At 68.4% G+C, this 26760-nt stretch carries 30 protein-coding genes; 14 read left to right on the top strand and 16 right to left on the bottom strand.

Annotation, left to right across the window (positions count from 1 at the left end; all coding sequences use genetic code 11):
- The 4 genes from RS85_RS19865 to RS85_RS03270 all read left to right on the top strand — a co-directional run.
- The coding region (locus RS85_RS19865) for a DUF4190 domain-containing protein (protein ID WP_200894784.1) at nt 1-494 on the top strand (494 nt) is incomplete at its 5' end.
- A gap of 53 nt (nt 495-547) precedes the next feature.
- Nucleotides 548-898, top strand: coding sequence for a DUF3099 domain-containing protein (locus RS85_RS03280; protein ID WP_046011989.1), 351 nt, complete (start codon nt 548-550; stop codon nt 896-898).
- Nucleotides 895-1089: a hypothetical protein gene (locus RS85_RS03275; protein ID WP_046011988.1), complete on the top strand. Its 195-nt coding sequence runs from the start codon at nt 895-897 to the stop codon at nt 1087-1089. The genes RS85_RS03280 and RS85_RS03275 overlap by 4 nt, the downstream gene beginning before the upstream one ends.
- Nucleotides 1086-1898, top strand: coding sequence for an SURF1 family cytochrome oxidase biogenesis protein (locus RS85_RS03270; RefSeq protein ID WP_046011987.1), 813 nt, complete (start codon nt 1086-1088; stop codon nt 1896-1898). The genes RS85_RS03275 and RS85_RS03270 overlap by 4 nt, the downstream gene beginning before the upstream one ends.
- A gap of 14 nt (nt 1899-1912) precedes the next feature.
- Here the strand turns inward: RS85_RS03270 and RS85_RS03265 are convergent, their stop codons facing one another.
- Genes RS85_RS03265 through RS85_RS03240 form a run of 6 tightly spaced genes read right to left on the bottom strand, consistent with a single transcriptional unit; the run spans nt 1913 to nt 6226 of the window.
- Nucleotides 1913-2347 carry a cupin domain-containing protein gene (locus RS85_RS03265; protein ID WP_046011986.1) on the bottom strand — a complete coding sequence of 145 codons (435 nt, stop codon included), beginning with the start codon at nt 2345-2347 and terminating at the stop codon, nt 1913-1915.
- Between the two features lie 32 nt (nt 2348-2379).
- Nucleotides 2380-2877, bottom strand: a complete 498-nt coding sequence (locus tag RS85_RS03260; protein WP_046011985.1) for an SRPBCC family protein — start codon at nt 2875-2877, stop codon at nt 2380-2382.
- Complete coding sequence (locus RS85_RS03255) at nt 2874-3233, bottom strand: ArsR/SmtB family transcription factor (protein ID WP_046011984.1); 360 nt, start codon at nt 3231-3233, stop codon at nt 2874-2876. The genes RS85_RS03260 and RS85_RS03255 overlap by 4 nt, the downstream gene beginning before the upstream one ends.
- 44 nt (nt 3234-3277) lie before the next feature.
- Nucleotides 3278-3940, bottom strand: coding sequence for an HAD family hydrolase (locus RS85_RS03250; RefSeq protein WP_052703338.1), 663 nt, complete (start codon nt 3938-3940; stop codon nt 3278-3280).
- Between the two features lie 52 nt (nt 3941-3992).
- Nucleotides 3993-4574 (bottom strand): pyridoxamine 5'-phosphate oxidase family protein, encoded by a 582-nt coding sequence (locus RS85_RS03245; RefSeq protein WP_046011983.1) that lies wholly within the window; start codon nt 4572-4574, stop codon nt 3993-3995.
- Nucleotides 4575-4627: 53 nt separating this feature from the next.
- A complete protein-coding gene (locus tag RS85_RS03240; RefSeq protein WP_046011982.1) occupies nt 4628-6226 on the bottom strand; it encodes an ABC-F family ATP-binding cassette domain-containing protein in 1599 nt (532 codons plus the stop codon).
- A 165-nt stretch (nt 6227-6391) separates the two neighbouring features.
- On the opposite strand from RS85_RS03240, the gene RS85_RS03235 reads away from it, so the two are divergent.
- From RS85_RS03235 to RS85_RS03220, 4 genes are all read left to right on the top strand, one after another.
- On the top strand, nt 6392-7009 hold the full coding sequence (locus tag RS85_RS03235) for a DedA family protein (RefSeq protein ID WP_046011981.1): 618 nt from the start codon (nt 6392-6394) through the stop codon (nt 7007-7009).
- A 5-nt stretch (nt 7010-7014) separates the two neighbouring features.
- Entirely contained in the window at nt 7015-8271 is a 1257-nt protein-coding gene (locus RS85_RS03230; RefSeq protein WP_046011980.1) for a sensor histidine kinase, read from the top strand.
- Nucleotides 8268-8939, top strand: coding sequence for a response regulator (locus RS85_RS03225; protein WP_046011979.1), 672 nt, complete (start codon nt 8268-8270; stop codon nt 8937-8939). Before RS85_RS03230 ends, RS85_RS03225 begins: the two co-directional genes overlap by 4 nt.
- A gap of 98 nt (nt 8940-9037) precedes the next feature.
- Entirely contained in the window at nt 9038-10348 is a 1311-nt protein-coding gene (locus tag RS85_RS03220) for an acyltransferase family protein (RefSeq protein WP_052703336.1), read from the top strand.
- Nucleotides 10349-10351: 3 nt separating this feature from the next.
- On the opposite strand, the gene RS85_RS03215 is transcribed toward RS85_RS03220, so the two are convergent.
- Together RS85_RS03215 and RS85_RS03210 are read right to left on the bottom strand one after the other, a co-directional pair.
- Complete coding sequence (locus RS85_RS03215; protein ID WP_046011978.1) at nt 10352-10945, bottom strand: energy-coupling factor transporter transmembrane component T family protein; 594 nt, start codon at nt 10943-10945, stop codon at nt 10352-10354.
- Nucleotides 10942-11640 carry an energy-coupling factor ABC transporter ATP-binding protein gene (locus RS85_RS03210; RefSeq protein WP_046011977.1) on the bottom strand — a complete coding sequence of 233 codons (699 nt, stop codon included), beginning with the start codon at nt 11638-11640 and terminating at the stop codon, nt 10942-10944. The genes RS85_RS03215 and RS85_RS03210 overlap by 4 nt, the downstream gene beginning before the upstream one ends.
- A 49-nt stretch (nt 11641-11689) precedes the next feature.
- Here RS85_RS03210 and RS85_RS03205 point away from each other — a divergent pair, with 49 nt between their 5' ends.
- Nucleotides 11690-12274 (top strand): TetR family transcriptional regulator, encoded by a 585-nt coding sequence (locus RS85_RS03205; protein WP_046012005.1) that lies wholly within the window; start codon nt 11690-11692, stop codon nt 12272-12274.
- On the opposite strand, the gene RS85_RS03200 is transcribed toward RS85_RS03205, so the two are convergent.
- From RS85_RS03200 to sufB, 7 genes are read right to left on the bottom strand one after another with little or no spacing between them, the layout of a single operon-like run.
- Nucleotides 12237-13607 (bottom strand): MFS transporter, encoded by a 1371-nt coding sequence (locus RS85_RS03200; protein WP_046011976.1) that lies wholly within the window; start codon nt 13605-13607, stop codon nt 12237-12239. The two genes, RS85_RS03205 and RS85_RS03200, sit on opposite strands and share 38 nt — an antisense overlap.
- Nucleotides 13604-14758: a MalY/PatB family protein gene (locus tag RS85_RS03195; protein WP_046011975.1), complete on the bottom strand. Its 1155-nt coding sequence runs from the start codon at nt 14756-14758 to the stop codon at nt 13604-13606. The genes RS85_RS03200 and RS85_RS03195 overlap by 4 nt, the downstream gene beginning before the upstream one ends.
- A gap of 2 nt (nt 14759-14760) precedes the next feature.
- Entirely contained in the window at nt 14761-15090 is a 330-nt protein-coding gene (locus RS85_RS03190; protein ID WP_046011974.1) for a metal-sulfur cluster assembly factor, read from the bottom strand.
- 9 nt (nt 15091-15099) lie between these two features.
- Complete coding sequence (gene sufC / locus RS85_RS03185; RefSeq protein ID WP_046011973.1) at nt 15100-15870, bottom strand: Fe-S cluster assembly ATPase SufC; 771 nt, start codon at nt 15868-15870, stop codon at nt 15100-15102.
- Nucleotides 15871-16197: a non-heme iron oxygenase ferredoxin subunit gene (locus RS85_RS03180; RefSeq protein ID WP_046011972.1), complete on the bottom strand. Its 327-nt coding sequence runs from the start codon at nt 16195-16197 to the stop codon at nt 15871-15873.
- Nucleotides 16194-17399 (bottom strand): Fe-S cluster assembly protein SufD, encoded by a 1206-nt coding sequence (sufD, locus tag RS85_RS03175; protein WP_046011971.1) that lies wholly within the window; start codon nt 17397-17399, stop codon nt 16194-16196. Before sufD ends, RS85_RS03180 begins: the two co-directional genes overlap by 4 nt.
- Entirely contained in the window at nt 17400-18818 is a 1419-nt protein-coding gene (gene sufB, locus RS85_RS03170) for a Fe-S cluster assembly protein SufB (RefSeq protein WP_046011970.1), read from the bottom strand. It abuts the gene before it with no gap.
- Nucleotides 18819-19053: 235 nt separating this feature from the next.
- Here sufB and RS85_RS03165 point away from each other — a divergent pair, with 235 nt between their 5' ends.
- Nucleotides 19054-20196: a COX15/CtaA family protein gene (locus RS85_RS03165; RefSeq protein WP_082087460.1), complete on the top strand. Its 1143-nt coding sequence runs from the start codon at nt 19054-19056 to the stop codon at nt 20194-20196.
- A 65-nt stretch (nt 20197-20261) separates the two neighbouring features.
- A complete protein-coding gene (locus RS85_RS03160; protein ID WP_046011969.1) occupies nt 20262-20705 on the top strand; it encodes a hypothetical protein in 444 nt (147 codons plus the stop codon).
- A gap of 60 nt (nt 20706-20765) precedes the next feature.
- Here the strand turns inward: RS85_RS03160 and RS85_RS03155 are convergent, their stop codons facing one another.
- A complete protein-coding gene (locus tag RS85_RS03155) occupies nt 20766-21680 on the bottom strand; it encodes a heme o synthase (RefSeq protein WP_442921921.1) in 915 nt (304 codons plus the stop codon).
- Nucleotides 21681-21932: 252 nt separating this feature from the next.
- Here RS85_RS03155 and tkt point away from each other — a divergent pair, with 252 nt between their 5' ends.
- Genes tkt through RS85_RS03140 form a run of 3 tightly spaced genes read left to right on the top strand, consistent with a single transcriptional unit; the run spans nt 21933 to nt 26757 of the window.
- Nucleotides 21933-24044 (top strand): transketolase, encoded by a 2112-nt coding sequence (gene tkt, locus RS85_RS03150; RefSeq protein WP_046011968.1) that lies wholly within the window; start codon nt 21933-21935, stop codon nt 24042-24044.
- A complete protein-coding gene (tal, locus tag RS85_RS03145; protein WP_046011967.1) occupies nt 24041-25153 on the top strand; it encodes a transaldolase in 1113 nt (370 codons plus the stop codon). The genes tkt and tal overlap by 4 nt, the downstream gene beginning before the upstream one ends.
- On the top strand, nt 25150-26757 hold the full coding sequence (locus tag RS85_RS03140) for a glucose-6-phosphate isomerase (protein WP_046011966.1): 1608 nt from the start codon (nt 25150-25152) through the stop codon (nt 26755-26757). Before tal ends, RS85_RS03140 begins: the two co-directional genes overlap by 4 nt.
- Nucleotides 26758-26760: the final 3 nt, after the last annotated feature.

Below are 26760 nucleotides of genomic sequence, written 5' to 3'. Positions count from 1 at the left end.
CTCCCCCCGCACCGTTCCACCCGGGACCGGCGCCCGCGCAACCCGTTCAGGCCTATCCGGGTGCCGCGCCGGCGTATGGTCAGGCCGCTCCTCCCCAGCCGGGATACGGCGTGGCCCCGGTGCCGCCGGGATATGCCCCTCCCCAGCCTCCGCAGCAGGCCGCGTACAACCCCTACGTGACCTCCGGCTACCCTGCTCCGGCCGCACGACCGACGAGCGGTCTCGCGATCACCTCGCTGGTCTGCGGCATCGCCGGGATCGTCCTCTTCTGGGCTGTGGTCCCCATGCTGGCGTCCATCGTCGCGGTGATCACGGGGCACATGGCACTCGGCCAGACCAAGCGGAACCCCGCTCTCGGCGGCCGCGGCATGGCTTTCGCGGGTCTGATCACGGGCTACGTCGTCGTCGCACTCCTGGCGTTCACGATCGTGTCGACCGTCATCGGCGCGATCTTCTTCGGAGCCTTCACGCTGCCCTTCCTGTTCGCCGGCTGAGCATCCTCCGATGGCGCCCAGCGCGCGCCGCACCGGCGTAGGCTGGACTCATCGTGAAGAACGCACGTCAGGTTCCGGCTGTCACCTCCCTGCCGCAGGCCCCGCAGGATGAGGCTGACCATCGTGTGCGCCGATACGCCCTCACGATGACCATCCGCATCGTGTGCTTCGCGCTGATGGTGCTCGTGCAGCCCTACGGCTGGTACACCTGGGTCTTCGGCATCGCAGCGGCCGTGCTGCCGTACATCGCGGTCGTCTTCGCGAACGCTGGAAGCGACAGCACCGAGACGATCGCGGAGTCCCCCGTGCAGGAACTGGAGGCGCCTAGGCCTCCGGCGCCCGTCATCGACACGGGCGATCCCACCGTTCTCATCATTCGCGAAAGCCGCCAGGACGGATCGTGACCGATTACGAGTGCTCGCGCGCCGGCTGCCGGAGCGCGGCGACCAAACGCGTGGTCTGGCGGAACCCGCGCATTCACGCCGCCGACCGGGAGAAGATCTGGCTCGCGTGCGATGAGCACGTCGGTTTTCTCCGCGACTACCTTGCGGCTCGTGACTTTCCGGTCACCGTGCGAGAGGGTCTTCCCGCATGAGCAACAGATTGACCCGCTGGGCCGTGTACGTCCTCATCGCGATCGGGTTCGCGGTCGCCTGCGCCTTCCTGTCGAACTGGCAGTTCGAACGGAACGAGTCTCGCGCCGAGCAGATCGAACTCGTCGAGCAGAACTACGACGCGGAACCCGTGCCGCTCGCCGAGCTCATCGGCGAAGACGGCGCACTCGATCCCGAGGATCAGTGGCACCCGGTGATCCTTCAGGGCGAGTACCTCGCGGATCAGCAGGTGCTGGTCCGCAATCGTCCGCATGGCGGCACGAGTGCCTTCGAGGTGCTGGTTCCCTTCCGCGATGTCGACGGGCGCGTGTTCATCGTGAACCGCGGATGGGTGCCGCCGGGTGACGGCGACGCGCCGGATGCCGTGCCGGCTCCGCCCACCGGCGAGGTCGAGGTGACGGTGCGTCTCCGTCCAGGCGAGAAGCTCCCGCCATCAGGTCGTGGCGCCCCCGAGGGTCAGGTTCCGACGATCAACCTGCCGGCGATCGACGCCATCGTCGAGGGCGATGTGATCACGAGTGCTTACGGGCGGCTGGTCGAAGAGAACCCGTCAGGCGAGGTCGCGCTCGGCGGCTTCGACTCCCCCACCGACGACCCGGGCCCGCATCTCTCCTACGCGATCCAATGGATCCTGTTCGCCCTGATGGGGTTCATCTTCATCGGCTACATCATCCGCACCGAGATCGTGAAGCATCGCGAAGACCTCGAGGGCGCCCCGGTGGAGCCGAAGAAGCCTCGCCGCCGTGACAGCGACGCTGCCATCGAGGACGAACTGCTCGACGCGCGCTGACACGCTTCGGACGCTCAGTCGACCCACGGCATGGGCTTGTCCGGAAGGCGTGAGCTGTCGTCCGGGAGATGAGGCAACTCCTCGCCGGCGGCGCGCAGGCAGAGCCAGCGCAGCTCGCCCGCGCTGTCGGGACGCGCCCGCCAGGTGCGGTACACGCCCGGTCCGACCCGGATCACCGTTCCGGGCCCCACTTCGACGACATCGTCATCCAGTCCCATCTGCCCCCGACCGGCGAGGAAGACGTAGACCTCCTCGATCTTCCGGTGCACGTGCCAGTAGCCGGCCTCCTCCCCGGGTTCGAGGGCGTTGGCCGTCATGCCGATGTACTGCATCGTCAGCTCGTGGTCGACCACCCTCCGCCCGTCGCGCGACCGCGACGCGTCGAAACCGCCGTGGTGCGAGCGCCACTCGTCGAGCGCGCCGATCTCGACCACCTGGTATCCGCTCACGCTGTTCCCTTCCTCACTGCCGCCCCGCCCGGTCACCGGGCGAGCCCGTCGAAGTACTCTCGCTGGGCGGGGAAGTAGTCCTCGAAGCGGGGCAGCGGGGCGTCGGACATCGCCGCGACCAGCTGGTCGAGATACCACTCCCATCCCGGGCCCACACCTCCGATGGTCGCCGGGTCCACGGCGTGCATCGTGAAGCGCAACTCCGTGCCCTCGTCGACGGGCGTCAGCTCCATCGACACGTCCCAGGTTCCGGCCTCATCGATCGACACGACCCGAAGCCGTTGAGGTCGATCGCACTCGGTGATCTGCACATCGGCCCAGGGCGCATCGTCTTCGAAGCCGAGTCGCAGCCGGATGGTCGAGCCGACGACTCCGTCGCCCTCCCAGGCGCCGATCCATCGCGCCGTGCGTTCGGGCTCCGTGATGCTCGCCCAGGAATCCTGCACGGACCCCGGCAGCGTGCGGGTGAAGACCAGGTCGCGTCCTCCCGCGCCTGGAATCAGGCGGCCTGTCGGCGTGGGTGGGCTCATGCTGACTCTCCTTCGATGATCGATACGGATGCCGGCTCGGCACGGCGTTCGCGTCTGGCACGGGCGACCTCGGTCTCGAGCGCGTCCAGGTGCATCGCGAGGGAAGGGCTGAGCAGTCGTTCGAGATACGCCGCCACGTCGACGAGCGGCTCGGTACGCAGCGAATAGATCCGCTGCCGTCCGGCTGACGTCGCCTCGACCACACCGCATTCGATGAGCACCCGCAGATGCTTGCTCACCGCGGGACGACTGATCGAGAAGTGCGCGGCGATGGTTCCCGCAGGGAGCGGCGAGGTGCGAACGAGCGCGAGGATCTCCCGTCGCACCGGGTCTGCGATCGCGCGAGCTCCGTCCATGCCGGAAACGTAACCGAAAGGCTACGCTTTGTCGAGGGATCGGATCAGGCGGACATCCGGCGCTTTTCGCGTGGCAGACCGAACAGAACGGGCAGCTCATCGAGCGCCGAGATGCTCTCAGCATCGTCGAGATGCACCTGGTGCCCCGCACGGAAGTGAATGAACGAGGCGCCCAGATCATCGGCGATCTCTCGATCGTGATTGGTATCCCCGACGAGCAGCACGTCCTGCGGGTCCAGGTCGGATGCGGTCAGCCAGCCTCGGATCACCTCGTGCTTCGACGCCCGATAGGGATCGTCGATCGCGAGCACGGTCTCGAACAGGAGCGTCAGATCGTGCGGCGCCATCTGCCGTTCCAACGCATTCGAAACCGTGGCCGACGCGAGGATCTGCCGAACCCCGAGTTCGTTCAGCGCGGCGATCGTGTCACGCGCTCCGACGTGGAGCCGCGCCTCTCCGACCCGAGACGCGAGCCGGTCGAGATAGGTAGTCGCGGCGGCGATGAAACGATCGTCGTCGATTCCGACGGAGCGGTAGAAGTCGCGGATCGGGAACCGGAAGACAGATCGATAGGCCTCCAGGTCGACCAGCGGTTCGTGCCCATGATCGATGAGCACCGCGTTCATCACCTGGCGGCAGATCTCCGCGTCGTCGAGCAGCGTGCCGTTCCAGTCCCAGCAGACGGCGCGGATGTGGGCGAGGTCCATCCGGTCACGCTACCGCCAGCCCCCGACAGACGGCGCGGAGCACGCCCAGGGATCAGTCGCCGGACACCGAATGCGACCAGCCATCACCGAGCGGCTCGTAGACCACCCGCGTGTGCCGACGGTCACGAGACCCCTGCCAGAACTCGATCCGCGAGGGAATGATCCGCCAGCGCACCCAATCACCGGGCGCGATGCCCTCCTGTGCCGCGCGAGATCGCGCGGCGAGATCTGCCGCGCTCTCCTCGGCGGATGCCTCCTCGACTCGACCGCGCACGCGGACAGCGCGCACCTGCGGCTGCCACCAGAAGTTCAAGGCGGCCGCCGGGGCCTGGGCGACCTGGGCTCCCTTGCGGGACGATCGGGTGCTGGCGAAAGCCCACCCGCTCCCGTCGATCCCCTTCAGGATCAAGGTCCGCGCGTCCGGGACTCCCTCGGCGTCCACGGTCGCGAGAGTCGCCGTGTGCGGCTCGGCGACGCCGTCGGCGGCTGCGCGCAGCATCCATTCGTGGAAGAGGACCGTCGGCTCCGCCGGCAGCGCGTCGAGATCCCACTCCGGGGCGACGCCAGTCAAGGCGTGGCGGCCACGGAGCCAGTCGTTCAGAGTGGGGATCCGGCGATCCTGATCGTCGAGCATCACGCTCTCGACTTTTCCACGCCGCGGAGCATCCGTGCCGTGCCGCGGTGCGGCTATGCCAGCTCGATCAGGTCCTGGTACTCCTGGCTCCAGATGTCTTCGACACCGTCCGGGAGGATCAGGACACGCTCCGGGTTGAGCGACTGCACGGCGCCCGGGTCGTGCGACACGAGCACCACAGCACCCTCGTAGTGCGCGAGCGCGTCGAGGATCTCCTCGCGCGACGCCGGGTCGAGGTTGTTCGTCGGCTCGTCGAGGAGCAGCAGGTTCGCCGACGACACGACCAGCGTCGCCAGCGACAGGCGGGTCTTCTCGCCGCCGGAGAGCACACCGGCGGGCTTCAGCACGTCGTCGCCGGTGAACAGGAACGAGCCGAGAACCCTGCGTGCCTCGGTCTCGGTGATGTGCGGGGCTGCGGACACCATGTTCTGCAGCACCGACCGGCCGACGTCGAGATTCTCGTGCTCCTGGGCGTAATAGCCGACCTTGAGTCCGTGACCGGGCTCGAGCTGTCCGGTGTCGGGCTGATCGACGCCCGCCAACATGCGCAGCAGCGTCGTCTTGCCGGCACCGTTGAGACCGAGGATGACGACCTTCGAACCGCGATCGATCGCGAGGTCGACGTCGGTGAAGATCTCGAGCGAGCCGTATGACTTCGACAGTCCGGTCGCCATGAGCGGCGTCTTGCCGCACGGAGCGGGCTTCGGGAACCGCAGCTTCGCCACGCGGTCTTCCTGGCGCACGTCGTCGAGTCCGGCGAGCATCTTCTCCGCACGGGCGACCATCTGGTGCGCTGCCGCCGCCTTCGACGCCTTCGCACCGAAGCGAGCCGCCTGCAGCTGCAGGGTCGTCGCCTTCTTCTCGACGTTCGCGCGCTCCTTCTTGCGGCGCTCCTCGTCGGCGACGCGCTGGCGGAGGTAGTTCTTCCAGTTCATGTTGTACGTGTCGATGACCTGACGGTTCGCATCGAGGTAGAACACGCGGTTCACGGTCTCGCCGACGAGCTCGACGTCGTGACTGATCACGATCAGCCCGCCCTTGTAGTTCTTGAGGAACTCGCGCAGCCACACGACGCTGTCGGCGTCGAGGTGGTTGGTCGGCTCATCGAGGATCATCGTCTGCGCGTCGGAGAACAGGATGCGGGCGAGCTCGATGCGACGGCGCTGTCCACCGGAGAGCGTCGACAGCGGTTGGTCGAGGATGCGGTCGGGCAGCGACAGGTTGTGCGCGATCGAGGCCGCCTGCGCCTCTGCGGCGTACCCGCCCTGCGCCTCGAACTGCTCCGTCAGCGTGGCGTAGCGCTTCATCGCCTTCTCGGCGACAGCGGGGTCTTCCGATCCCATCGCGAGCGACGCCTCGGTCATCCCGAGGTTCAGCTGCCCGAGCCCCCTAGCATCGAGGATGCGGGTGCGCGCGAGGTCCTCCGGGTTGCCGGTGCGCGGGTCCTGCGGCAGATAGCCGAGCTCACCGGAGCGCGTCACGGTGCCGTTCGACGGGAGCACGTCACCGGCGAGCACCTTGGTCAGCGTGGTCTTACCGGCGCCGTTGCGTCCGACGAGTCCGATCTTGTCTCCGTCGGCGACGCGGAACGAGACGTTTTCCATCAGCATGCGCGCGCCAACGCGGATCTCGAGGTCGTGCACGGCAAGCACAGCGGATGTCCGTTCGTTCAGCGGGAGAGAGTCGGCCGAGGGGCCAGCCTCCCAGTATAAGCGGCGCGGCCGCGAGGTCGCTGTCAGCAAGATCACTCCTGAGAGTGAGGGGGACGATACTGCGGAGGGATGCCGTCATGGGCACGCGGTTCGTAACGTGCAGGAGTGGACATCCTCAATGAGCTCATCATGCAGGCGATCGCCTCCCCCTGGCTGTATCTCGTGCTGTTCGTCGTCACGGTCGTCGATGGGTTCTTCCCGCCGGTGCCGAGCGAGACGGTGCTGGTCGCAGCCGCGGCGGTCGCGGCATCCACCGGGGACGGCAACCTGCTGCTGCTCGGCGTCGTCGGCGCGGCCGGGGCGGCGATCGGCGACAACATCGCGTTCGCGATCGGGCGGCGGCTCGGAACGACCCGGTTCGCCTGGATGCGACGCCCCCGAGTGGCCGCGGCCTTCGCGCATGCGCAGACCGCGCTCGACAGGCGCAGCGCCACCCTGATCCTCGGCGCCCGCTACATCCCCGTCGGCCGAGTGGCCGTGAACATGTCCGCCGGCGCGCTCGGCTTCTCGTGGCGCCGCTTCCTGCCGCTGAGCATCATCGCCGGCGCCAGCTGGAGCGTCTTCAGCCTCGCGATAGGTCTGCTCGCCGGTGCGTGGATCAAGGACCAGCCGCTGCTGAGCGCAGGGCTGGGCATCGTCATCGCTCTCGTGATCGGCCTCGTGATCGACCGCATCGCCGCCGCCCGCCGTCGGCGCGTGGTCGTCCCTCAACTGGCAGGATGACAGACATGGCCCGTCGCCGAGAGCGCACCCCGCGACTCACGCGGATCAATCCGCGCACCGCTGCGCTCATCGCGCTCTGGGGCGCGGCGATCGTGCTGTATTCGAATCTCGTACCGATCCAGACCGTCCTCTACGGCACATCGCTGCCGTTGTCGTTCATCCTCGGCGCGGCGCTCTGTGGCGCACCGCTGCTGGCCATCTCGCGTCCCCGGTGGGCCATCGCGCTCTTCAGCGGGGCGGCGTTCGCGCTGCCGCTGCTCGTCGTGCCGGAGCTTGCGACTCAGGCTCCCTGGCCGTGGTCGGTTCCCGCGCTGCTGACCTTCGTCCTGTTCGTCGGCGTGGTGACGTTCGTCCACGGCGCGCGCGTCGGGGTCGCCCCGCTGATCATCGGTGTGATCGTGTCGCTCGCGGCGCCGCTCCTGCGCCCCGACATGGTTGCGACGGCCGCCACCTCGGGCAGCGCCACCGCGGATCTCATCGTCACCTCCTCGATCGCCGCCGCGATGTTCCTCGTCGCCGCTCTCGTGGCCGGCCGCCTGCGGGTCTCGGCGGAGCTGACGAAGGAGAAGGAGCACAGCGCCCTGGAAGAGTCGCGGCGAGCCCTCGTCGAGGAGCGCACCCGCATCGCCCGAGAGCTGCACGACGTCATCGCCCACAGCATGTCGGTCATCCAGGTGCAGGCCTCGACAGCCCGCTACCGCATCCCGGACATCGGCGATGCGGCAACCGCCGAGCTCGAAGACATCGCCGCGACGGCGCGCGCCTCCCTCACCGAGATGCGCCGACTGCTCGGCGTGCTCCGCACCGAGGACCAGAGCGCCGAGCTCGCCCCGCAGCAGGGCATTGACGACGTGCCGGCGCTGGTCGACAGCATCCGCCGTGCCGGCGCCGAAGTGGGTCTCGTGATCGAGGGCGGAGACGCAGCCTCCGGCGCGAATCCCGCGGTGCAGATCGCCACCTTCCGCATCATCCAGGAGGCGCTGAGCAATGCCGCGCGTCACGCCCCGGGCGCGCGCGTGGAAGTGCGTCTGCACGCGGATGCCGACACGATCCGCATCCGCGTGCACAACGCTGCTCCCCCGCACACTTCCGAGAAGCACAGCGCCGGTTACGGACTTCGCGGCATGCGCGAGCGCTCCGAGTTGCTGGGCGGCAACCTCTCCGCCGGGCCGGACGCCGACGGCGGCTGGACCGTCGAGGCTTCTCTCCCATTGAGCGACCTCCCCCTCCCCGCCCGCACCCCTGAGAAGGAGTCCACGTGACGATCAGCGTCCTCATCGCCGATGACCAGGCAATGGTCCGCGCCGGCTTCGCCGCCCTGCTGGATGCCCACGAAGGCATCCGCGTGGTAGGACAGGCGGCGAACGGCGCAGAGGCGGTCACGCTGGCGGCGCGCGTCGATCCCGACGTCATCCTGATGGACGTGCGGATGCCGGAACTCGACGGTATCCAGGCGACCCGCCGCATCCTCGGTCCGACTTATCCCGCCGCCCACGTGCCGCGGATCCTGATGCTCACGACCTTCGACATCGACGACTACGTCTACGACGCGCTCGAAGCCGGTGCCAGCGGGTTCCTGCTGAAGGACGCCCTGCCCGAGGAGCTCGTGCACGCGGTGCGGGTGGTCGCCGGGGGCGACGCGCTGCTCGCGCCCAGCGTCACACGCCGCATGATCGAGCAGTTCGCCGGCCGGCGACCCCGCTCTCCGCGGGCCGCCACCGCGCTGGCGGAGCTCACCGAGCGCGAACGCGAAGTGCTGGTGCTGATCGGCAAGGGCCGGTCGAACACCGAGATCGCGAGCGACCTCTTCATCGCCGAGCAGACCGTGAAGACGCATGTCGGCAAGGTGCTCGCGAAGCTGAGCCTGCGCGACCGCGTGCACGCCGTGATCCTCGCCTACGACACCGGCCTCGTCGAACCTTCCTCCTGACTCATCCTCCGGTAGGGGTCGGGAACGGCACTCGGGAGTGATGTCCCGCCGGGCACCGCGTCCATAGTCTTCGGGAACACCGCTCCCGAGGAGGACCCATGACCATCGCCCCGGCGCCGCGCACCGCGACTCCCACACCCCCGCAGCGCCCGTTGCGCGACACCGGGATCGACCTCGTCCGGGCGCTCTGCGTCCTGGGCGTCGTGCTGCTGCACGCGATCATGGTCGGGGTCACGGTCACCGACGCCGGACCCCTGTTCGAGAACGCCAGCGACGGCAGCTGGTGGATCACGCCGCTCAGCTGGGTCCTCCAGGTGATGCCGCTGTTCTTCGTGATCGGCGGTTTCTCCGGTCTCCTCGCGCACCGCCGGCTGCGGCAGCGCGGCGGCACCGCCACGGGCTTCGTCGCCGGGCGCCTGCATCGCCTCCTCCGCCCCGCTGTCCTCACGGTCGCGGTCGTCGGCTTAGCGCTTGCGGTGCTGACGGTGATCGGCGTCCCGGCCGACCTCATCGCCACAGCCGGGTTCCGCTACGGCCAGCCGCTGTGGTTCCTCGGGGTCTTCGTCCTCTGCCAGGCGCTCCTGCCCCTGTTGGCCGCCGCGCACGAACGCGCACCGTTCGCCACGATCGGCGCCCTCGCGGCGGCATCCGTGCTCGTCGACTCCCTGCGTGCCGCCAGCGGCATCGACGGCCTGGGGTTCCTGAACCTCGCCTTCGTCTGGATGACGCTCCAGCAGCTCGGGTTCTTCCTCGCAGACGGCCGCATCGACGCACTGGGCAGACGCACCCGCATCGTCGCGGTCTCCGGAGCAGCGGCGCTCCTGGCGGCCACGTTCGTCACCGGCGTGTACTCGCCCGACCTCATCGCGAACATCAATCCGCCCACGGCCGCACTGCTGCTCGTCGGCATCGTGCACACCGGGTTGCTCTCGTTGCACCGGGAGCGGATCGAGCGGTTCAGCCGTCGTCCCCTGGCTGCAGCCTTCACCGACTTCGTCACGCGACGCGCCATGAGCATCTACCTCTGGCACATGCCGGTCCTGCTCTCGATGGCCGGGCTCTCCGCGACGTTCTCGCTGATCACCGGAGCAGCCCTTCCCGCGCTGGGCAGCATGGACTGGTGGGCGGGTCGTCCGCTGTGGCTCGTGACAGCCCTCGCCCTCACCGCTGTCGTGGCCCTGGCCTTCACGCGATTCGAGACGCAGCCGGCCCCTGAGGCGACGAAGTCCGGACGCGTTCTCGTGCTGGGCGCGTTCCTGGGCCTCATCGGAATCGTGTTGCTGCTGGTCCTCGGCACGTCGGTCGCCACCGCAGTGATCGCGGTCGCCCTGCTCGCCGTGGCCCTCCGCCTGGCACGTCGCTCGCCCGAGGCTTGTGCTCCGCAACGGTCCTCTTTCGCAATCACCTGAGCGTCAGACGATGCCTCGTGCCGTCAGCGCCTCGCCGACATCATCCGCGTGGCGGAGCGTCATCACCAGCAGCGGGACCACGGCCCTCGGCCCCAGCCGCACGCCGCGTGCGAGCCCCGCCTCCCGCACGCGCGCCGCGAAGCCGGCGATGACCGGGATCATCGTGAGCGTGAGAGAGAAGGTCATCGCGACGACCTCAGGGTCGATACCCACCCGGCGCAGCGGGTGCAGCAGCCGTCGCAGCACATCGAGGAGTGCTGCCATCCGCGTGGTGAGAGTCAACAGACTCGCGAGCAGCAGCAAAGCCACGACGCGACCGGTGTTGATCCACGCAGCGACGGGCGAGACGAAGACGGCCAGCGCCGCGCCGAGCACCACGATGATCGCGCGCAGGCGCCACAGCTCCACCGCGAGCACACGCACCCCCAGACCGCCGACGAGGTACAGGCACGCCACGGCGAGCAGGACGATCCCGATGCTCAGCGCATCATGTGGATACATCGACAGGACCAGCGCGACTGCCGCGAGGCATCCGAGCTTGACGCCCGGCGAAGCACGATGAAGGATGCTCGTGCCGGGTCGGTAGAGCTGGATCATGCGCTTCGCCGTCGGTACTCGGCGATGACCTGCGCCGGCGGGCCGGTGTCCACCATGCGCCCGTCATCGAACAGCACCGCCATGTCGCACCGTGCGGCGAGATCGAGATCGTGGGTGACGAGAACCACCTGCGCTGCCTGCGCGAGCAGGAGGTCGCCGATGCGGCGCGCGTTGCGGAGGTCGAGCAGCGTCGTGGGCTCATCCGCGACGATCAGGTCCGGCTCGGTGATCAGGACGGATGCCAGGGCGAGCATCTGCTTCTGCCCGCCGGACAGCGTCGACGCGGGCGCATCGGCGTGCCCTGCGAGTCCGTGCGCGTCGAGCGTCTCCGCGACCCGACGGGCGATCTCGACACGTGGGCGACCGCGGAGCGACAGCGCGAGGTCCTCGGCGGGGGTGGGCATCAGGATCTGCGCGTCCGGATTCGCGAACACGAAACCGACACCTCTTCGCACGGCTGTCCGGTCGCGCACCGTGTCCTTCCCGTGCACGCTCACCCGCCCCGACGATGGCGAGACGAGCCCGTTCAGCAGACGGGCGAAAGTCGACTTCCCCGAGCCGTTCGCACCGATCACGGCGATCGTAGGAGCGGCGAGATCGAGGGTCACGTCGTCGAGCACCGTTCTGCCGTCGAGGTCGACGGAGACACGCTCGGTGACGATCGAGCGAAGCGCGGTCGTCGCGACCTTTTCCATGACCCTCCTGAACACCGTTCACCTGAACGCTGTTCACTATAGTGAGCAGATGAGCCCCGAACCCAATCCGGCCCGGCACGACCGCGAGAGCGTCGCCCGCACCGCCCTCGCCCTGCTCGACGAGGTGGGGTTCGCCGACCTCTCGATGCGCCGCATCGCCGCTCGACTCGACCTGCAGCCCAGCGCCCTCTACTGGCACTTCTCCAGCAAGCAGGAGCTGCTCGCCGACCTCGCCGACCGGATCACCGCCGACGTCCTCGTCGACGGAGCAGACGTGCTCACAACAGCTCGCCGCATCCGAGACGCGCTCTTCGCCCACCGCGACGGTGCAGAGCTCGTGCTCAGCACCTACGCGTTGCGCCTGGGGTCCTCTCCGGCGCAGGCGGCCCTCGAGGACGCTCTCGGTGCGGAGCGCTCTCCCGGGGGTTCGGAGCGTGCGGTGGCGATCCTGCACTTCGTCCTCGGACACGCGACACTCGTGCAGCAGCGCATGCACGCCGACAGTCACGGCGCGCTGCTCGGCGAAGGACCGACCGACGTCACCGCAGGTTTCGACCGCATCTTCGACCTCGGCGTCGCCGCCTTGGCCGAGTCGGTCAGCGGGCCTGCGACTCCGCCGCGTGGCCGAGCCTGAGTCCTGGCACCAAAGCCAGCAGCACGAGCCCGACACCGAAGGCGAAGACCGCACCGAAGGCCCCGGCTCCCCCACCGAGCGTGGCGACCCCGAGTCCGGCGAAGGCGATCGCGACGGCTGACCCGGCGGCATCCGAGATCGACAGCGCCGACGAGTTGAACCCCTGATTCGCGTCGGTGGAGTAGGCGAGTGTCAGCACGGTGAGTCGGGGGTAGAGCAGCCCCATGCCACCGCCGGCGAACGCCCAGCCGATGATGACGATCACCGGAGAGATGTCGAACAGAGCGGTCAGCAGAACGCCGACCATCGCGATGAGGATCAGGCTCAGGCTGATCAGAGTGATCCGATGGTTGCCCAGCCGCTCGCCGTACCGCCCCTGCACAGCGGATGCTCCCGCCCACGCGAACGCCGCCAGCATCAGCGCGATGCCGGCCCAGGTCGCGGTGAAGTCGAACTTCTCCATGAGGAGGTAGGGGATGTAGGCCTCGGTCGAGAAGAACGCACCTGCGACGATGCCACGCATCAGTACGACACTGGGCAGTCCGTCCCCCGCCCGGAGGGTGCGCCGAGGAAGCAGCGGAAGCACCGCGAAAGCGATGATCACTACCGAGCCGACGGCGAGAGGCCATCCGATCGCCGGCGCCATGTCGGCGGAGAACCCGATGACCACGGCCAGCACGGCCACGACGACGGCGAGGAGCAGCCGGGTGAGCAGGGCGCGTCGGTCCTGCGGCTCGCCGCCACCCAGGGAGACTCCCCGCAGGCGGACCGCGATCATGAGGAAGGCGGCAGCAGTGAGCACGGCGACGCCGAGGAACGCCCAGCGCCAGTCGAGGTACTCCGCGACGGCCCCGGCGAGGAACGGCCCGATCATCGAGGGCACGACCCACGCCGCCGCGAACGCCGCGAAGATCCGCCCGTGCAGGTGCGGCGGATACAGCCGCGCGACCACCACGTACAGCGCGACGGTCTGCCCGCCCGAGCCGAGCCCTTGAACCAGTCGACCGATCAGGAACTGGTGCATCGTCACCGCGAAACCCGAGAGGAGGAGACCCGCGACGAACAGGGCGACCGCGGCGTAGAGGGCGCCCCGCGGACCGCGGGCATCCGACCACGCACCGGCGGCGACCATGCCGATCACGCTCGTCGCGAGCGTTCCCGCGAAGGCGACCGCGAACAGGGCTTCTCCGTTGAGCGCTTCGCTGACGATCGGCATGACCGTGGTGACCGCAAGCGCTTCGATCGCGGCAAGGAAGATCAGCGCGACGGCTCCGAGACTGACCCAGATGCGGTGGCGATCCCAGATCGACGCAGCGGCCTCCGGCAGGGTCATCGGCCCACGAGCGCCGCGATGCGCTCGATGGCCTCGGTGATGATCTCGGGACTTGTCCCGAAGTTCAGGCGCACATGCCCCGCACCCTCTGCCCCGAAGGCAGGACCGTAGTGCAGCGCGACCTTGGCTTCCTTCAGGATGCGCCGCGCGGGGTTCTCGCCCCAGCCGAGGGCCGAGAGGTCGATCCACGCGAGGTACCCGGCATCGGGGATGCGGTAGCGCGCACCAGGAAGGCGCGAGGCGAGGATATCCTCCAACAGGACTCGGTTCTCGTCGAGAGTGCGCAGCAGGCCGTCGAGCCACTCGTCGCTCTCCTCGGCGAACGCGGCGACAGCCGCGAGCAGGCCGAACTGTCCGGTGCGCCACTCGACCTCGACGGGAAGGCCGCGCACGACTGCGGTCGTCTCGTCGTCAGCGGTGACCATCAGCGCGCACTTGAGACCGGCCAGGTTGAACGCCTTGCTGGCGCTCACGACCGCGTAGCCGACGCGGCGGGCGGCGTCGCCCGCATCGAGGAAGGGGGTGAATCCCGTGCCCGGCTGCGCGAGGGGCCCATGGATCTCGTCGGAGACGACGGCGGCACCGAACTCCTCGGCGAGCTCTGCCAGGGCGACGAGCGTGTCGCGATCGTGGACGGTGCCGGTGGGGTTGTGCGGGTTGCACAGCAAGATGGCGGTCGCGCCGTCTTCGAAGGCTGCGCGGATGCCGTCGAGATCCAGTTCCCACGCCGTCCCGGTGTCGCGCAGCGGAACGCGCGACACCTCGGCGCCCGCCTCCGACACGAGCTCGTAGAACGGCGGATACGCCGGAGGCGTCACGACGACACGGTCACCGGGCTGCGTGACACGGCGGAGGATCTCCACGATCCCCATGCTCACGTCGGCGGTGCTCCGCATGCGCGCAGGATCCGGCGCCCACCCGAAGCGCCGCTCGGCGAACGCGGCGAACGACTCCGCGAGCGGAGTGCGCGAGGCGACATAGCCGGTGTCGCCCGTGTCGAGGGCACGCTGCAGCGCGGTCGTGATCGCGGGCGCCAGCGGGAAGTCGGTCTCCGCGACGAACAGCGGCAGGACGTCGGCGGGATACTCCCGCCACTTCTCGCTGCTGCGCTCGCGGAGCTCAGCCAGCGACAGAGCCGTGACCCGCAGCATCCTCAGATCGCGAAGCCGAGGGCGCGCATCATGTCGCGCCCGTCGTCGGTGATCTTCTCCGGACCCCACGGCGGCATCCACACCCAGTTGATGCGGAAGCGATCCACGACCTTGTCCAGCGCCTCGGCGGTCTGCTCCTCGAGAACATCGGTGAGCGGGCAGCCGGCGCTGGTGAGCGTCATGTGGATGACGAGGGCGTCGTTCTCGTCATCCCAGGCGAGATCGTAGATGAGGCCGAGGTCGACGACGTTGATCCCCAGTTCGGGGTCCATGACGTCTTTCAGAGCCTCGGTGACCTCGTCGTACTTCTGGTCGGTGAGCGTCGCGGTCATGCGGTCAGCCTACGCCTCGATGGGGGCCGCGGGGTCGAGGAAACGGTCGTATCCCTCGTCCTCGAGCCGGTCGGCGAGCTCGGGTCCACCCTCTTCGACGATCTTCCCGCTGACGATGACGTGCACGAAGTCGGGACGGATGTACCGGAGGATGCGCGTGTAGTGCGTGATGAGGAGGACACCGAGCCCGGTGTTCTCCTTCGCACGGTTGACGCCCTCGGACACGATCTTCAGCGCGTCGACGTCGAGGCCGGAGTCGGTCTCGTCGAGGATCGCGAACTTCGGCTTCAGCACCTCGAGCTGCAGGATCTCGTGGCGCTTCTTCTCGCCGCCCGAGAAGCCCTCGTTGACGTTGCGCTGCGCGAACTTCGGGTCCATGCGGAGATTCGACATGGCGGCCTTGACGTCCTTGGTCCAGCCGCGGATCGCCGGCGCCTCGCCGTCGAGAGCCGTCTTGGCCGTGCGGAGGAAGTTCGTCACGGTGACACCCGGAATCTCGACCGGGTACTGCATCGCGAGGAACAGGCCGGCGCGGGCACGCTCGTCGACGCTCATCGCGAGGACGTCTTCGCCGTCGAACGTGATGGAGCCGGAGGTCACGGTGTACTTCGGGTGACCCGCGATCGTGTACGCGAGTGTCGACTTGCCGGAGCCGTTGGGGCCCATGATCGCGTGGGTCTCACCGGTGTTCATGGTGAGGGTGATTCCGTTGAGGATCGGGGTGGTCCCCGACTCGGTCTCGACCGTCACAAACAGGTCGCGGATCTCGAGAACAGACATTCAGACTTCCTTCGTCACGGTCGGGTCGATGAGCACGTCATCGCCGTCGATCTCGACGACGTAGACCGGGACGGGCTCATAAGCGGGGAGGTTCTGGGGCACGCCGGTGGTCAGCGAGAATGCGGAGCCGTGAGCCCAGCACTCCACTGCACCGTCTTCGACGAATCCCTCGGACAGCGAGATCTCGCCGTGCGTGCAGGTGTCGCCGATGGCGTGGATGACGCCGTCGGCGTCCTTGATGACGGTGATGGGCACACCGGCGGGGTCGACCCGCAGGGGCATGTCCTGTTCGAGGTCGGCCACGCCGCACACGCGCTCGGCGGTCACGAGTTCACCGCCGCGAGCTCGGTCTCGATGGCGTCCAGCAGCTCCGCTTCGAGGGCGGGGATGCCGAGGCGTTGCACGATGTCGGTGAGGAAGCCGAGCACGACGAGTCGACGCGCCTCCTCCTCACTGATGCCGCGAGCCTGCAGGTAGAACAGCTGCTCGTCGTCGAAGCGTCCGGTGGCGCTCGCGTGGCCGGCGCCAAGGATGTCGCCCGTCTCGATCTCGAGGTTCGGGATCGAGTCGGCGCGTGCGCCTTCGGTGAGCACCAGGTTGCGGTTCGCCTCGTACGAGTCGGTGCCGTTGGCATTCGCGCCGATCAGCACATCGCCGATCCAGACGCTGTGCGCGCCCTGACCCTGCAGCGCGCCCTTGTAGAGCACGTCACCCTTGGTGTGCGGGCCCTTGTGGTGCAGGTAGACCTGACTCTCGAGGTGCTGCCCGGCATCCGCATACGACAGGCCGTAGAGGTACCCCTCGGAACCCGCGCCCGCGAGCTCGACGTTCGGGTTCACCCGCACGACGCCGCCGCCGAAGCTGACGACGAAGTGCTTCAGAGTCGCATCCGCGCCGACCCTGGCCTGGTGGGCCGCGGCGTGAACGGCGTCATCCTGCCACTGCTGCAGGCTGATCACGGTGAGCGTCGCGCCGTCGCGCACGATGATCTCGACGTTCTGCGCGTACTGCGCGGACCCGGTGTGCTGGAGCACGATCGTGGCGGAGCTGTGCTCGAGCGCCTCGATCACGATGTGCGCGTCGGCACGACGATCCGCGCCGAGACCGGTGATCGAGACGAAGATCGGCTCGGCGACCTCCTCCTCGCGCGGGATGCGCACGTGCAGTGCCTCAGGGGAACCCTGCCATGCGACGGCCGCCGTGACGTCCTCGGCGAGGAAGACCTCGCCGCGGGGGGTGTCGCCGGCTACGAGGGGAGCTGAGACGTACTGCTCTCCCGAGCTGAACTCGTACCGGACACCGTCGTTCGACGGTGCGACGGCGAAGAGCCCGGTGAGCTTCGCGACGGGCGTGTGCTTCCAGTTGACCTCTCGACCGTTCGGAGCACCGAAGTCGGACGGTTCGAAGGAATGCGGCCGCTCGGAGCGGGTCTGCACCGGCACGAAGCCCGCGGCGGCGACCTGGGCTGCCGGGTCGATGTGCGCGTTCGTATCCTGCGTCCCTGCGGACGCCGTAGCCTGAGCCGTCATCTAGCCGACACTGCCTTCCATGCCCATCTCGATGAGCTTGTTCAACTCCATCGCGTACTCCATCGGCAACTCGCGGGCGATCGGCTCGATGAAGCCGCGCACGATCATCGCCATCGCCTCGTCCTCCGGCATACCGCGGGACTGCAGGTAGAACAGCTGCTCTTCGCTGACCTTCGAGACGGTGGCCTCGTGTCCGAGCTGCACGTCGTCGACGCGGATGTCGATCGAGGGGTACGTGTCGGAGCGCGACTTCGTGTCGACCAGCAGCGCGTCGCACCGCACGGTGTTCGCGGAGTGGTGCGCGTTGGCATCCACCCTGACCTCACCGCGGTATCCGGCGCGACCGCCGCCTCGGGCGATCGACTTGGAGACGATCGACGACTGCGTGTAGGGCGCCATGTGGATCATCTTCGCGCCGGCGTCCTGGTGCTGGCCGGGACCGGCGAAGGCGACGGACAGCGTCTCGCCCTTGGCGTGCTCGCCCATCAGATAGATGGAGGGGTACTTCATCGTCACCTTGGAGCCGATGTTGCCGTCGACCCACTCCATGGTCGCGCCCTCGTGGGCGACGGCGCGCTTGGTGACGAGATTGTACACGTTGTTCGACCAGTTCTGGATCGTCGTGTAGCGCACGCGGGCGTTCTTCTTCACGATGATCTCGACCACGGCCGAGTGCAGCGAGTCCGACTTGTAGATCGGAGCCGTGCAGCCCTCGATGTAGTGGATGTAGCTGTCTTCGTCGGCGATGATCAGGGTCCGCTCGAACTGGCCCATGTTCTCGGTGTTGATGCGGAAGTACGCCTGCAGCGGGATCTCGACGTGCACGCCCTTGGGGACGTAGACGAAGGAACCGCCCGACCACACGGCGGTGTTGAGGGCCGCGAACTTGTTGTCACCGGCGGGGATGACGGTGCCGAAATACTCCTGGAAGATCTCCGGGTGCTCGCGCAGGGCGGTGTCGGTGTCCATGAAGATGACACCCTGCTGCTCGAGGTCCTCGCGGATCTGGTGGTAGACCACCTCGGACTCGTACTGCGCGGCGACACCGGACACGAGACGCTGACGCTCCGCTTCAGGGATGCCGAGGCGTTCGTAGGTCTCGCGGATCTCGACCGGGAGGTCTTCCCAGGTCTGCGCCTGCTTCTCGGTGGAGCGGACGAAGTACTTGATGTTGTCGAAGTCGATCGCGCTGAGGTCGGCGCCCCAGGTCGGCATCGGCTTCTTGCCGAAGAGCTGGTAACCCTTGAGACGGGTCTTCAGCATCCATTCCGGCTCGTTCTTGAGGGCCGAGATGCCGCGCACGACGTCCTCGGAGATTCCGCGTTTCGCAATGGCTCCGGCGGCATCTTCATCGTGCCAGCCGAATTCGTACACCCCCAGGCTGTCCAGCTCTGGGCGGTCGATCAGCACATCCGACATCTCACACTCTCCTCAACAGGTCCCGAAACGGTGTCATCCGCCCCGGCACACCTGATCCCCGTCGAGTCTGCGGGAGTGTGTGCCGTTGGTGGGCCCTCATCACCGGCGCATTCATCGCGCCTAAACTGTTGTCGATGCTTCAGCGCTGTCAGCGCTCATCGCAACAATCCGATTCTACAGGTTTCGCCTGACAACCGGGCCGTGCCCGCCGAGTCAGCCGCGGTCCGGAGGACCCATGCCCGACACGAAGATGCCCGCCGCCCCCGCGACCACCGGCGGCGGCGACCGGAGCCGGGCACCGCAGCGACCGGCCGAGTGGGGACGTGCCATCCGCATCCTGGCGTGGCTCTCGTTCCTGGCGGAGACGATCATCATCGGAACCGGCGGCGCCGTGCGCCTCACCGGCTCGGGACTCGGATGCTCGGAATGGCCGCTGTGCACGCCGGAGTCGCTCGTGCCGACGCCGGAGCAGGGCATCCACGGCGTCATCGAGTTCGGCAACCGGCTGATGACCGGCGTCGTAGGGCTCATCGCGATCGCGGTCGTGCTGCTCGTTCTCCAGCGCATCGGCGGACGCCGGGCGCTGGTCTCCTCGCTCTGGTTCGCCGCAGGCGGTATCGCCGCGGCCGCTGTCGCCTTCTCCATCGTCCGGCCCCTGTCCAAGGACCTCGCATTCCCCGTCGCGGTTGCGGTGCTGCTGCTCGTCGTCATCGCCGCCGCCGTGTCCTCGGTGCGGAAGACCACCGAGCGTCGCGACCTCCTCATTCTCGCGTGGATCACCCTCGTCGGAGTCGTGGCCCAGGCATTCGTCGGCGGCATCACCGTGCTCACCGGCCTCAACCCGTACATCGTCGGCTTCCACTACACGTCGTCGCTGCTGCTCGTCTGCGTGACCGCCGCCTTCCTCGTGCGTCTGTACGCGGCCCCCGGACCGCGTGAGCGCGCCGTGCCCGCGTGGTTCGCCGCGCTGAGTCACCTCACCGGGCTCGCCCTCGCCGTCACGATCGTGTTCGGGGTCCTGACCACGGGCTCAGGACCGCACTCCGGCGACGCCGAGGTGTTCCGACGCGGATTCGACGCCACCGTGCTCGCGCACGTGCACTCCTGGCCGGGCTACATCCTCGCCGGACTCGTGCTGGCACTGACCATCGCCGCCTGGGCGCTGCGTCTGCCCCCGCGTCGCTGGCTGCTGGTCCTCGTCATCGCGATCGCGGTGCAGGTGGGCGTCGGAGTCTGGCAGGCGCGCGAGGGGCTCCCCCCGCTGCTCGTCGGCATCCACATGGTGCTCGCCTCACTGTCGGCCGCCGCGTACACGGTCGTCGTGCTGCACCTGAAGCGCACCGTGCCGGCCGAGAGCTCGGCGCTCGCTGACCGCTGACGGGCACAGCCGATCCATAGCGTCCGCATCGACGTCTCATCAGCCCGTCGGCAAGGGTGAGCCGTATGAACACCTCACTCTCACGAAGCATCGGATTCTGGCTCCTCCTGGTCGTGTCCCTCGTCACCACGGCGGTCGGCGGCTGGCTCATCTCCAGCCAGATCGGCACGATGACAACCACTCTGCTCGATGGCACGGCCACCGGCGTCGAGGTCTACGTCGGGCAGTCGCTCGTCGTCGTGGGGGCGGGAGTGCTCGCGGCCGGCATCATCGGCATCCTGCTGGCGCTCGGCCTCGTCGCGGCACGGTCGCTCGTGCGCTCCCCCGCTACTTCCGACGTCGAGGCCATCGACTGGTCGGCCGAGCCGGAGGCGACGCCCACCCCGGCCGAGGCGGCTCCGGCGACGGATGCTGCTGACGAGGTCGCTGACGGCGTCACGCCCGACTCCGAGCAGAAGAAGACGGACGACGCGGAGACCATCGAATCCGCACCGGCGGTCACCCGCTGATCGGACTCACACGGAGCGGCGTCGAGAGATCGGCGCCGCTTCGTCGTTCTCCTGTGGCGATCAGAACGGGAGCAGCGGGTCGAGTGCGACCGCGACGAAGATCAACGTCAAGTAGGTGATCGAGGCGTGGAACACGCGCATCGGCCGCGCCTCGGTACCGTGAACGGCCCGGTTGTAGAGGCGGTGCGACTCGTAGATGAACCAGCCGCCGAACACCAGCGCCGAGACCGTGTAGACGACGCCCATTCCGGCGATCGGTACCAGCAGCAGCGAGCACGCCACCGTGGCCCACGCGTACAGGATGACCTGGAGACCGACCTGGGAGGCGTTGCGGGTGACGCCGAGCATCGGAACGTCGACGTCATCGTAGTCGCCCTTGTACTTCATCGACAGCGGCCAGTAGTGCGGCGGCGTCCAGAGGAACACGAGCAGGAACAGGATGAAGGCCGGCCAGTCGAGCGAACCGGTGACGGCGGACCAGCCGATGAGCACCGGGAAGCATCCGGCGATGCCGCCCCAGATGATGTTCTGCTCGGTGCGCCGCTTGAGGATCATCGTGTAGATGACGACGTAGAAGAAGATGGCGACGGCCGACAGCGTCGCCGCCAGCCAGTTCGTGGTCAGCAAGAGCCAGACCGTCGACGTGATCGCGAGCGTCCACGAGAAGATGAGCGCCCCGCGCGGAGTGACCTCACCCGTCACCAGCGGCCGCTTCTCGGTGCGGTGCATATGGGCGTCGATGTCGCGGTCGAGATACATGTTGAACGCCGCCGCCGAACCGGCACTCAGGGAGCCACCGACGACGGTGGCGAGCACGAGCCACAGGTTCGGGAGCCCGCCCTGCGCGAGGAACATCACCGGAACGGTCGACACCAGCAGCAGCTCGAGGACGCGAGGCTTGGTGAGGGCGATATACGCCTTCACCGTGCGACCGAGGGGTTTCCTCACAACGGTCTGATCAGACATCGTCGAGATTTCGATCGCCTCCTCCGCACGCGTCACGACAGCCCTTCCAGTCTATGGCACCCCACCCCGAGCCTTCGTCGCGGGCCTTCTCACACCTGCTCTCCGGGCGATGTGAAGCACCGTAAAAAGGGGTAACGGGACGACCCACGGGGCTATGCTGAAATCACTCGCGCGCCCGGCGCTCATCCACCTCTTCCGTAAAGTTGCGGACCGCGATTCTGCGTCCCGGGTGCTCTCGAACCGTCTGAGAAGGGCTTCACCGTGTCGGAATTGCAGTGGGATGAGATCGATCGGCGTGCGGTGGACACCGCACGGATCCTGGCGGCGGATGCTGTGGAGAAGGTCGGCAACGGCCACCCCGGCACCGCGATGAGCCTGGCTCCGGCCGCGTATCTCCTGTACCAGCGTGTGCTCCGCCACGACCCGAACGACGTCGACTGGCTCGGCCGCGACCGCTTCATCCTGTCGGTCGGTCACTCCTCCCTCACGCAGTACGTCGAGCTCTACCTCGGCGGGTTCGGTCTCGAGCTCGATGACCTCAAGGCGCTGCGTACGTGGGGCTCCCTCACTCCGGGCCACCCGGAGTACGGCCACACCAAGGGCGTCGAGATCACCACCGGCCCGCTCGGCCAGGGACTCGCCTCCGCCGTGGGCTTCGCGTACGCCGCCCGATACGAGCGCGGCCTGTTCGATCCGGATGCCGCCGCGGGCACGAGCCCGTTCGACCACTTCGTCTACGTGATCGCCGGCGACGGCGACCTGCAGGAGGGCGTCACCAGCGAGGCCTCCTCGCTGGCCGGTCACCAGCAGCTCGGCAACCTCATCGCGATCTACGACTCCAACCAGATCTCGATCGAGGACGACACCAACGTCGCCTTCACCGAAGACGTCGCCAAGCGGTACGAGGCGTACGGCTGGCAGGTGCAGGTCGTCGACTGGAAGAAGTCCGGCGAGTACGTCGAGGACGTCGCCGAGCTCTACGCCGCGATCGAGGCCGCGAAGGGTGAGACCGACAGGCCGTCGCTCATCATCCTCAAGACCATCATCGGCTGGCCGTCGCCCGGCAAGCAGAACTCCGGCAAGATCCACGGCTCCGCTCTCGGCGCCGATGAGCTGGCGGCGACCAAGAAGGTGCTCGGCTTCGACCCCGAGCAGACCTTCGCCGTCGCCGACGACGTGATCGCCCACACCCGCGCCCTCGCCGACCGCGCCGCCGAGGCGCGCGCCGCCTGGCAGGAGTCCTTCGACGCGTGGGCCGCAGCGAACCCGGAGCGCAAGGCCCTGCTCGACCGCCTCGAGGCAGGTGAGCTGCCGGTCGACATCGACGCCGCACTCCCCGTGTTCGAGGGCGGCAAGGAGGTCTCGACCCGCGCAGCATCCGGCCAGGTCATCAACGCCCTCGCCGCCGAGCTCCCCGAGCTCTGGGGCGGTTCGGCCGACCTCGCCGAGTCGAACCTCACCACGATCAAGGACGCTCCGTCCTTCATCCCCGCCGAGTGGTCCACGCACGAGTGGTCCGGCAACCCCTACGGCCGCGTGCTGCACTTCGGCATCCGCGAGCACGCGATGGGCGCGATCGTCAACGGCATCGTCCTGCACGGCAAGACCCGCGCCTTCGGCGGCACCTTCCTGATCTTCAGCGACTACATGCGCCCCTCGGTGCGTCTTGCCGCTCTGATGAACGTGCCGAGCATCTTCGTCTGGACGCACGACTCGGTGGCGCTCGGCGAGGACGGCCCGACCCACCAGCCGGTCGAGCAGCTCGCCACGCTCCGCGCCATCCCGAACTTCGCGGTGGTGCGTCCCGCAGACGCCAACGAGACGTCCGTCACCTGGCTCGAGATCCTCCGGCGCCAGGCGGGCCCGACGGGCATCGCACTGACCCGCCAGAACATCCCGGTGTTCGAGCGCGGCGAGGGCGCGGCATCCGGCGACGAGTTCGCTGCTGCCACAGGCGCGGTCAAGGGCGCGTACGTCCTGGCCGAGGCTCCGAACGGCACGCCCGACGTGATCATCATCGCCACCGGCTCCGAGGTCCAGCTCGCGGTGAACGCCCGCGAGGCGCTCGCAGCCGAAGGCGTGAACGTCCGCGTCGTGTCGGCCCCGTCGCTCGAGTGGTTCGACGAGCAGGACGAGGCGTACCGCGAGAGCGTCCTGCCGGCATCCGTCACCGCGCGTGTCTCGGTCGAGGCGGGCTCCGTGCTCAGCTGGCGCGGAATCGTCGGCGATCGCGGACGCTCGGTCGGCATCGACCACTTCGGCGCATCCGCCGACTACAAGACCCTGTTCGAGAAGTTCGGCATCACCACCGAGGCCGTCATCGCGGCCGCTCGCGAGACCATCGCCGCACACAGCACCAAGGAGAACGCATGAGCACCCCCACCGCAGAGCTCGCCGCCGCAGGTGTCAGCATCTGGCTCGACGATCTGTCCCGCACCCGCATCTCCTCCGGCAACCTCGCCGAGCTGATCGAATCGCGCAACGTCGTGGGCGTCACCACGAACCCGACGATCTTCGCGAACGCGATCACCGACAAGAACGACACCTCGTACGACGCGCAGGTCACCGAGCTCGCTGCGTCCGGTGCCAGCGCGGAGGAGGCGGTCTTCGCCGCCACCACGCAGGACGTCGGCGCCGCTCTCGACATCTTCCGTCCCGTGTGGGAGAAGTCCGGTCACGTCGACGGCCGCGTGTCGATCGAGGTCTCCCCCGACCTCGCGCACGACACGGCAGGCACCGTCGCGCAGGCCAAGGAGCTCTGGGCGAAGATCGACCGTCCGAATCTCCTGGTCAAGATCCCCGCGACGAAGGCCGGCCTGCCCGCCATCGCAGAAGCCATCGGCGCCGGAATCAGCGTCAACGTGACCCTCATCTTCAGCCTGGAGCGCTACGCCGCCGTCATCGACGCGTACCTCACCGGACTCGAGACGGCCAAGGCCGCAGGCATCGACCTGTCGACGATCGAATCCGTCGCGTCGTTCTTCGTCTCGCGCGTCGACACCGAGACCGACAAGCGCCTCACGGCCATCGGAACGGACGCCGCTGAGGCACTGAAGAGCAAGGCGGGCCTCGCGAACGCGCGACTGGCATACGAGCTCTTCGAGCAGAGCTTCGCCGGCGATCGTGCGAAGGCGCTGCTGGATGCCGGTGCGAACGTGCAGCGCCCGCTGTGGGCGTCGACCGGCGTCAAGGACCCGGCTCTGCCCGACACCCTCTACGTCACGGAGCTCGTCGCCCAGGGCGTCGTCAACACGATGCCGGAGAAGACGCTCGAGGCGACCTTCGACCACGGCGTCGTCACCGGCGACACGATCACGGGCGGATATGAAGAGGCCCGTGCCGTCTTCGCCGGTCTCGCCGATGTCGGCGTCGACTTCGACGACGTCACCCAGGTGCTCGAAGACGAGGGCGTATCGAAGTTCATCGACTCGTGGCACGACCTGCTGACCCAGGTCGCCGAGGCCCTGGAGGGCCAGCGATGACCTTCTCGATCCACACCTCCGGTGCCGCGCGCGCCGCGATCGACGAGACGGTGCCCAGCCTCGTTCACGATCTCGTCGCCTCGCGCATCACGAGCGGCGACCCGACGCTCTGGGGCGAAGCGGCCGAGGCCGAGGCGGCCGTCCGTCTCGGATGGGTCGAAGCCGTCTCGATCTCGCGCCCGCTCGTGGCCGAGATCACCGCACTCCGCTCCGAGCTGCACGCCAAGGGCGTCACCCGCGTCGTGCTCGCCGGCATGGGCGGATCGTCGCTGGCTCCCGAGGTCATCGCGCAGACGGCCGGCGTGCCGCTCACGATCCTCGACTCGACCGCTCCCGGTCAGGTGCTGGCTGCTCTCGACGAGGGCCTCACGGACACCGCCCTGGTCGTGTCGTCGAAGTCCGGCTCCACGGTCGAGACCGACTCGCAGCGCCGCACGTTCGAGGCCGCCTTCCGCGATCTGGGCATCGACCCCACCGAGCGCATCGTCGTGGTCACCGATCCCGGGTCACCGCTCGACGCCTCCGCGCGCGAAGCCGGCTACCGCGTCTTCAACGCCGACCCGAACGTCGGCGGTCGCTATTCGGCCCTCACGGCGTTCGGCCTCGTGCCGTCCGGTCTCGCGGGCGTCGACATCGACGAGCTGCTGAACGAGGCCGAGGCCTCGCTGCTCGAGGTCGCCGTCGACTCCGCCGAGAACCCCGCGCTCCGCCTGGGTGCCGCGATCGCGGCGACGAATCCGCGCCGCGACAAGCTCGGCCTGATCACCGACGGCACGCACATCAACGGCCTGCCCGACTGGATCGAGCAGCTCATCGCGGAGTCCACGGGCAAGGACGGCACCGGCATCCTTCCGGTCGTCCTGCTCCCCGTCTCCCCCGAGCTCGACTCGAAGCCCGCCGATCTGCAGATCGTCCGCCTCGTCGACGACGCCAACGAGTTCCACCTGCACGAGCGCCACGAGGGCGAGATACTCGTCAGCGGAACGCTCGGCGCGCAGCTGATCGTGTGGGAGTACGCCACGGCGATCGCGGGTCACCTCCTCCGCATCAACCCGTTCGATCAGCCCGACGTCGAGTCGGCCAAGATCGCCGCCCGCGGACTGCTCGACGCCCGTCCGGAGCCCACCACTCCGGCGTTCACCGAGAACGGTGTCGAAGTGCGTGTCTCGGACCCGGCCCTCGCCGCCTCCGGCACGGTCGAGGGCGTGCTCGATGCTCTCTGGGCGCAGCTTCCGGCCGACGGCTACGTGTCGATCCAGGCGTACGTCAACCGCCTCGAGGTTCCGCAGCTCCAGGGTCTGCGCGAGCTCGTCGCGGCGGACTCGGGTCGTCCGACGACCTTCGGCTGGGGACCCCGGTTCCTGCACTCGACCGGTCAGTACCACAAGGGCGGACCGGCCCAGGGTGTGTTCCTGCAGATCCTCGAGCGCACCGATGTGGATCTCGAGATCCCGGAGCGGCCGTTCACCTTCGGTCAGCTCATCCAGGCGCAGGCCGCCGGCGACGCGAACGTTCTCGCGGAGCACGGCCGACCCGTCGTCTCGCTGACGATCACCGAGTCCTCCGACGACGTGCTCGCCCTCTTCGAAGCCGCTCAGAAGTAACAG

Source organism: Microbacterium sp. SA39 (assembly GCF_000967865.1).
GTDB lineage: Bacteria > Actinomycetota > Actinomycetes > Actinomycetales > Microbacteriaceae > Microbacterium.
This window is presented reverse-complemented; position numbering and strand designations above follow the sequence as displayed.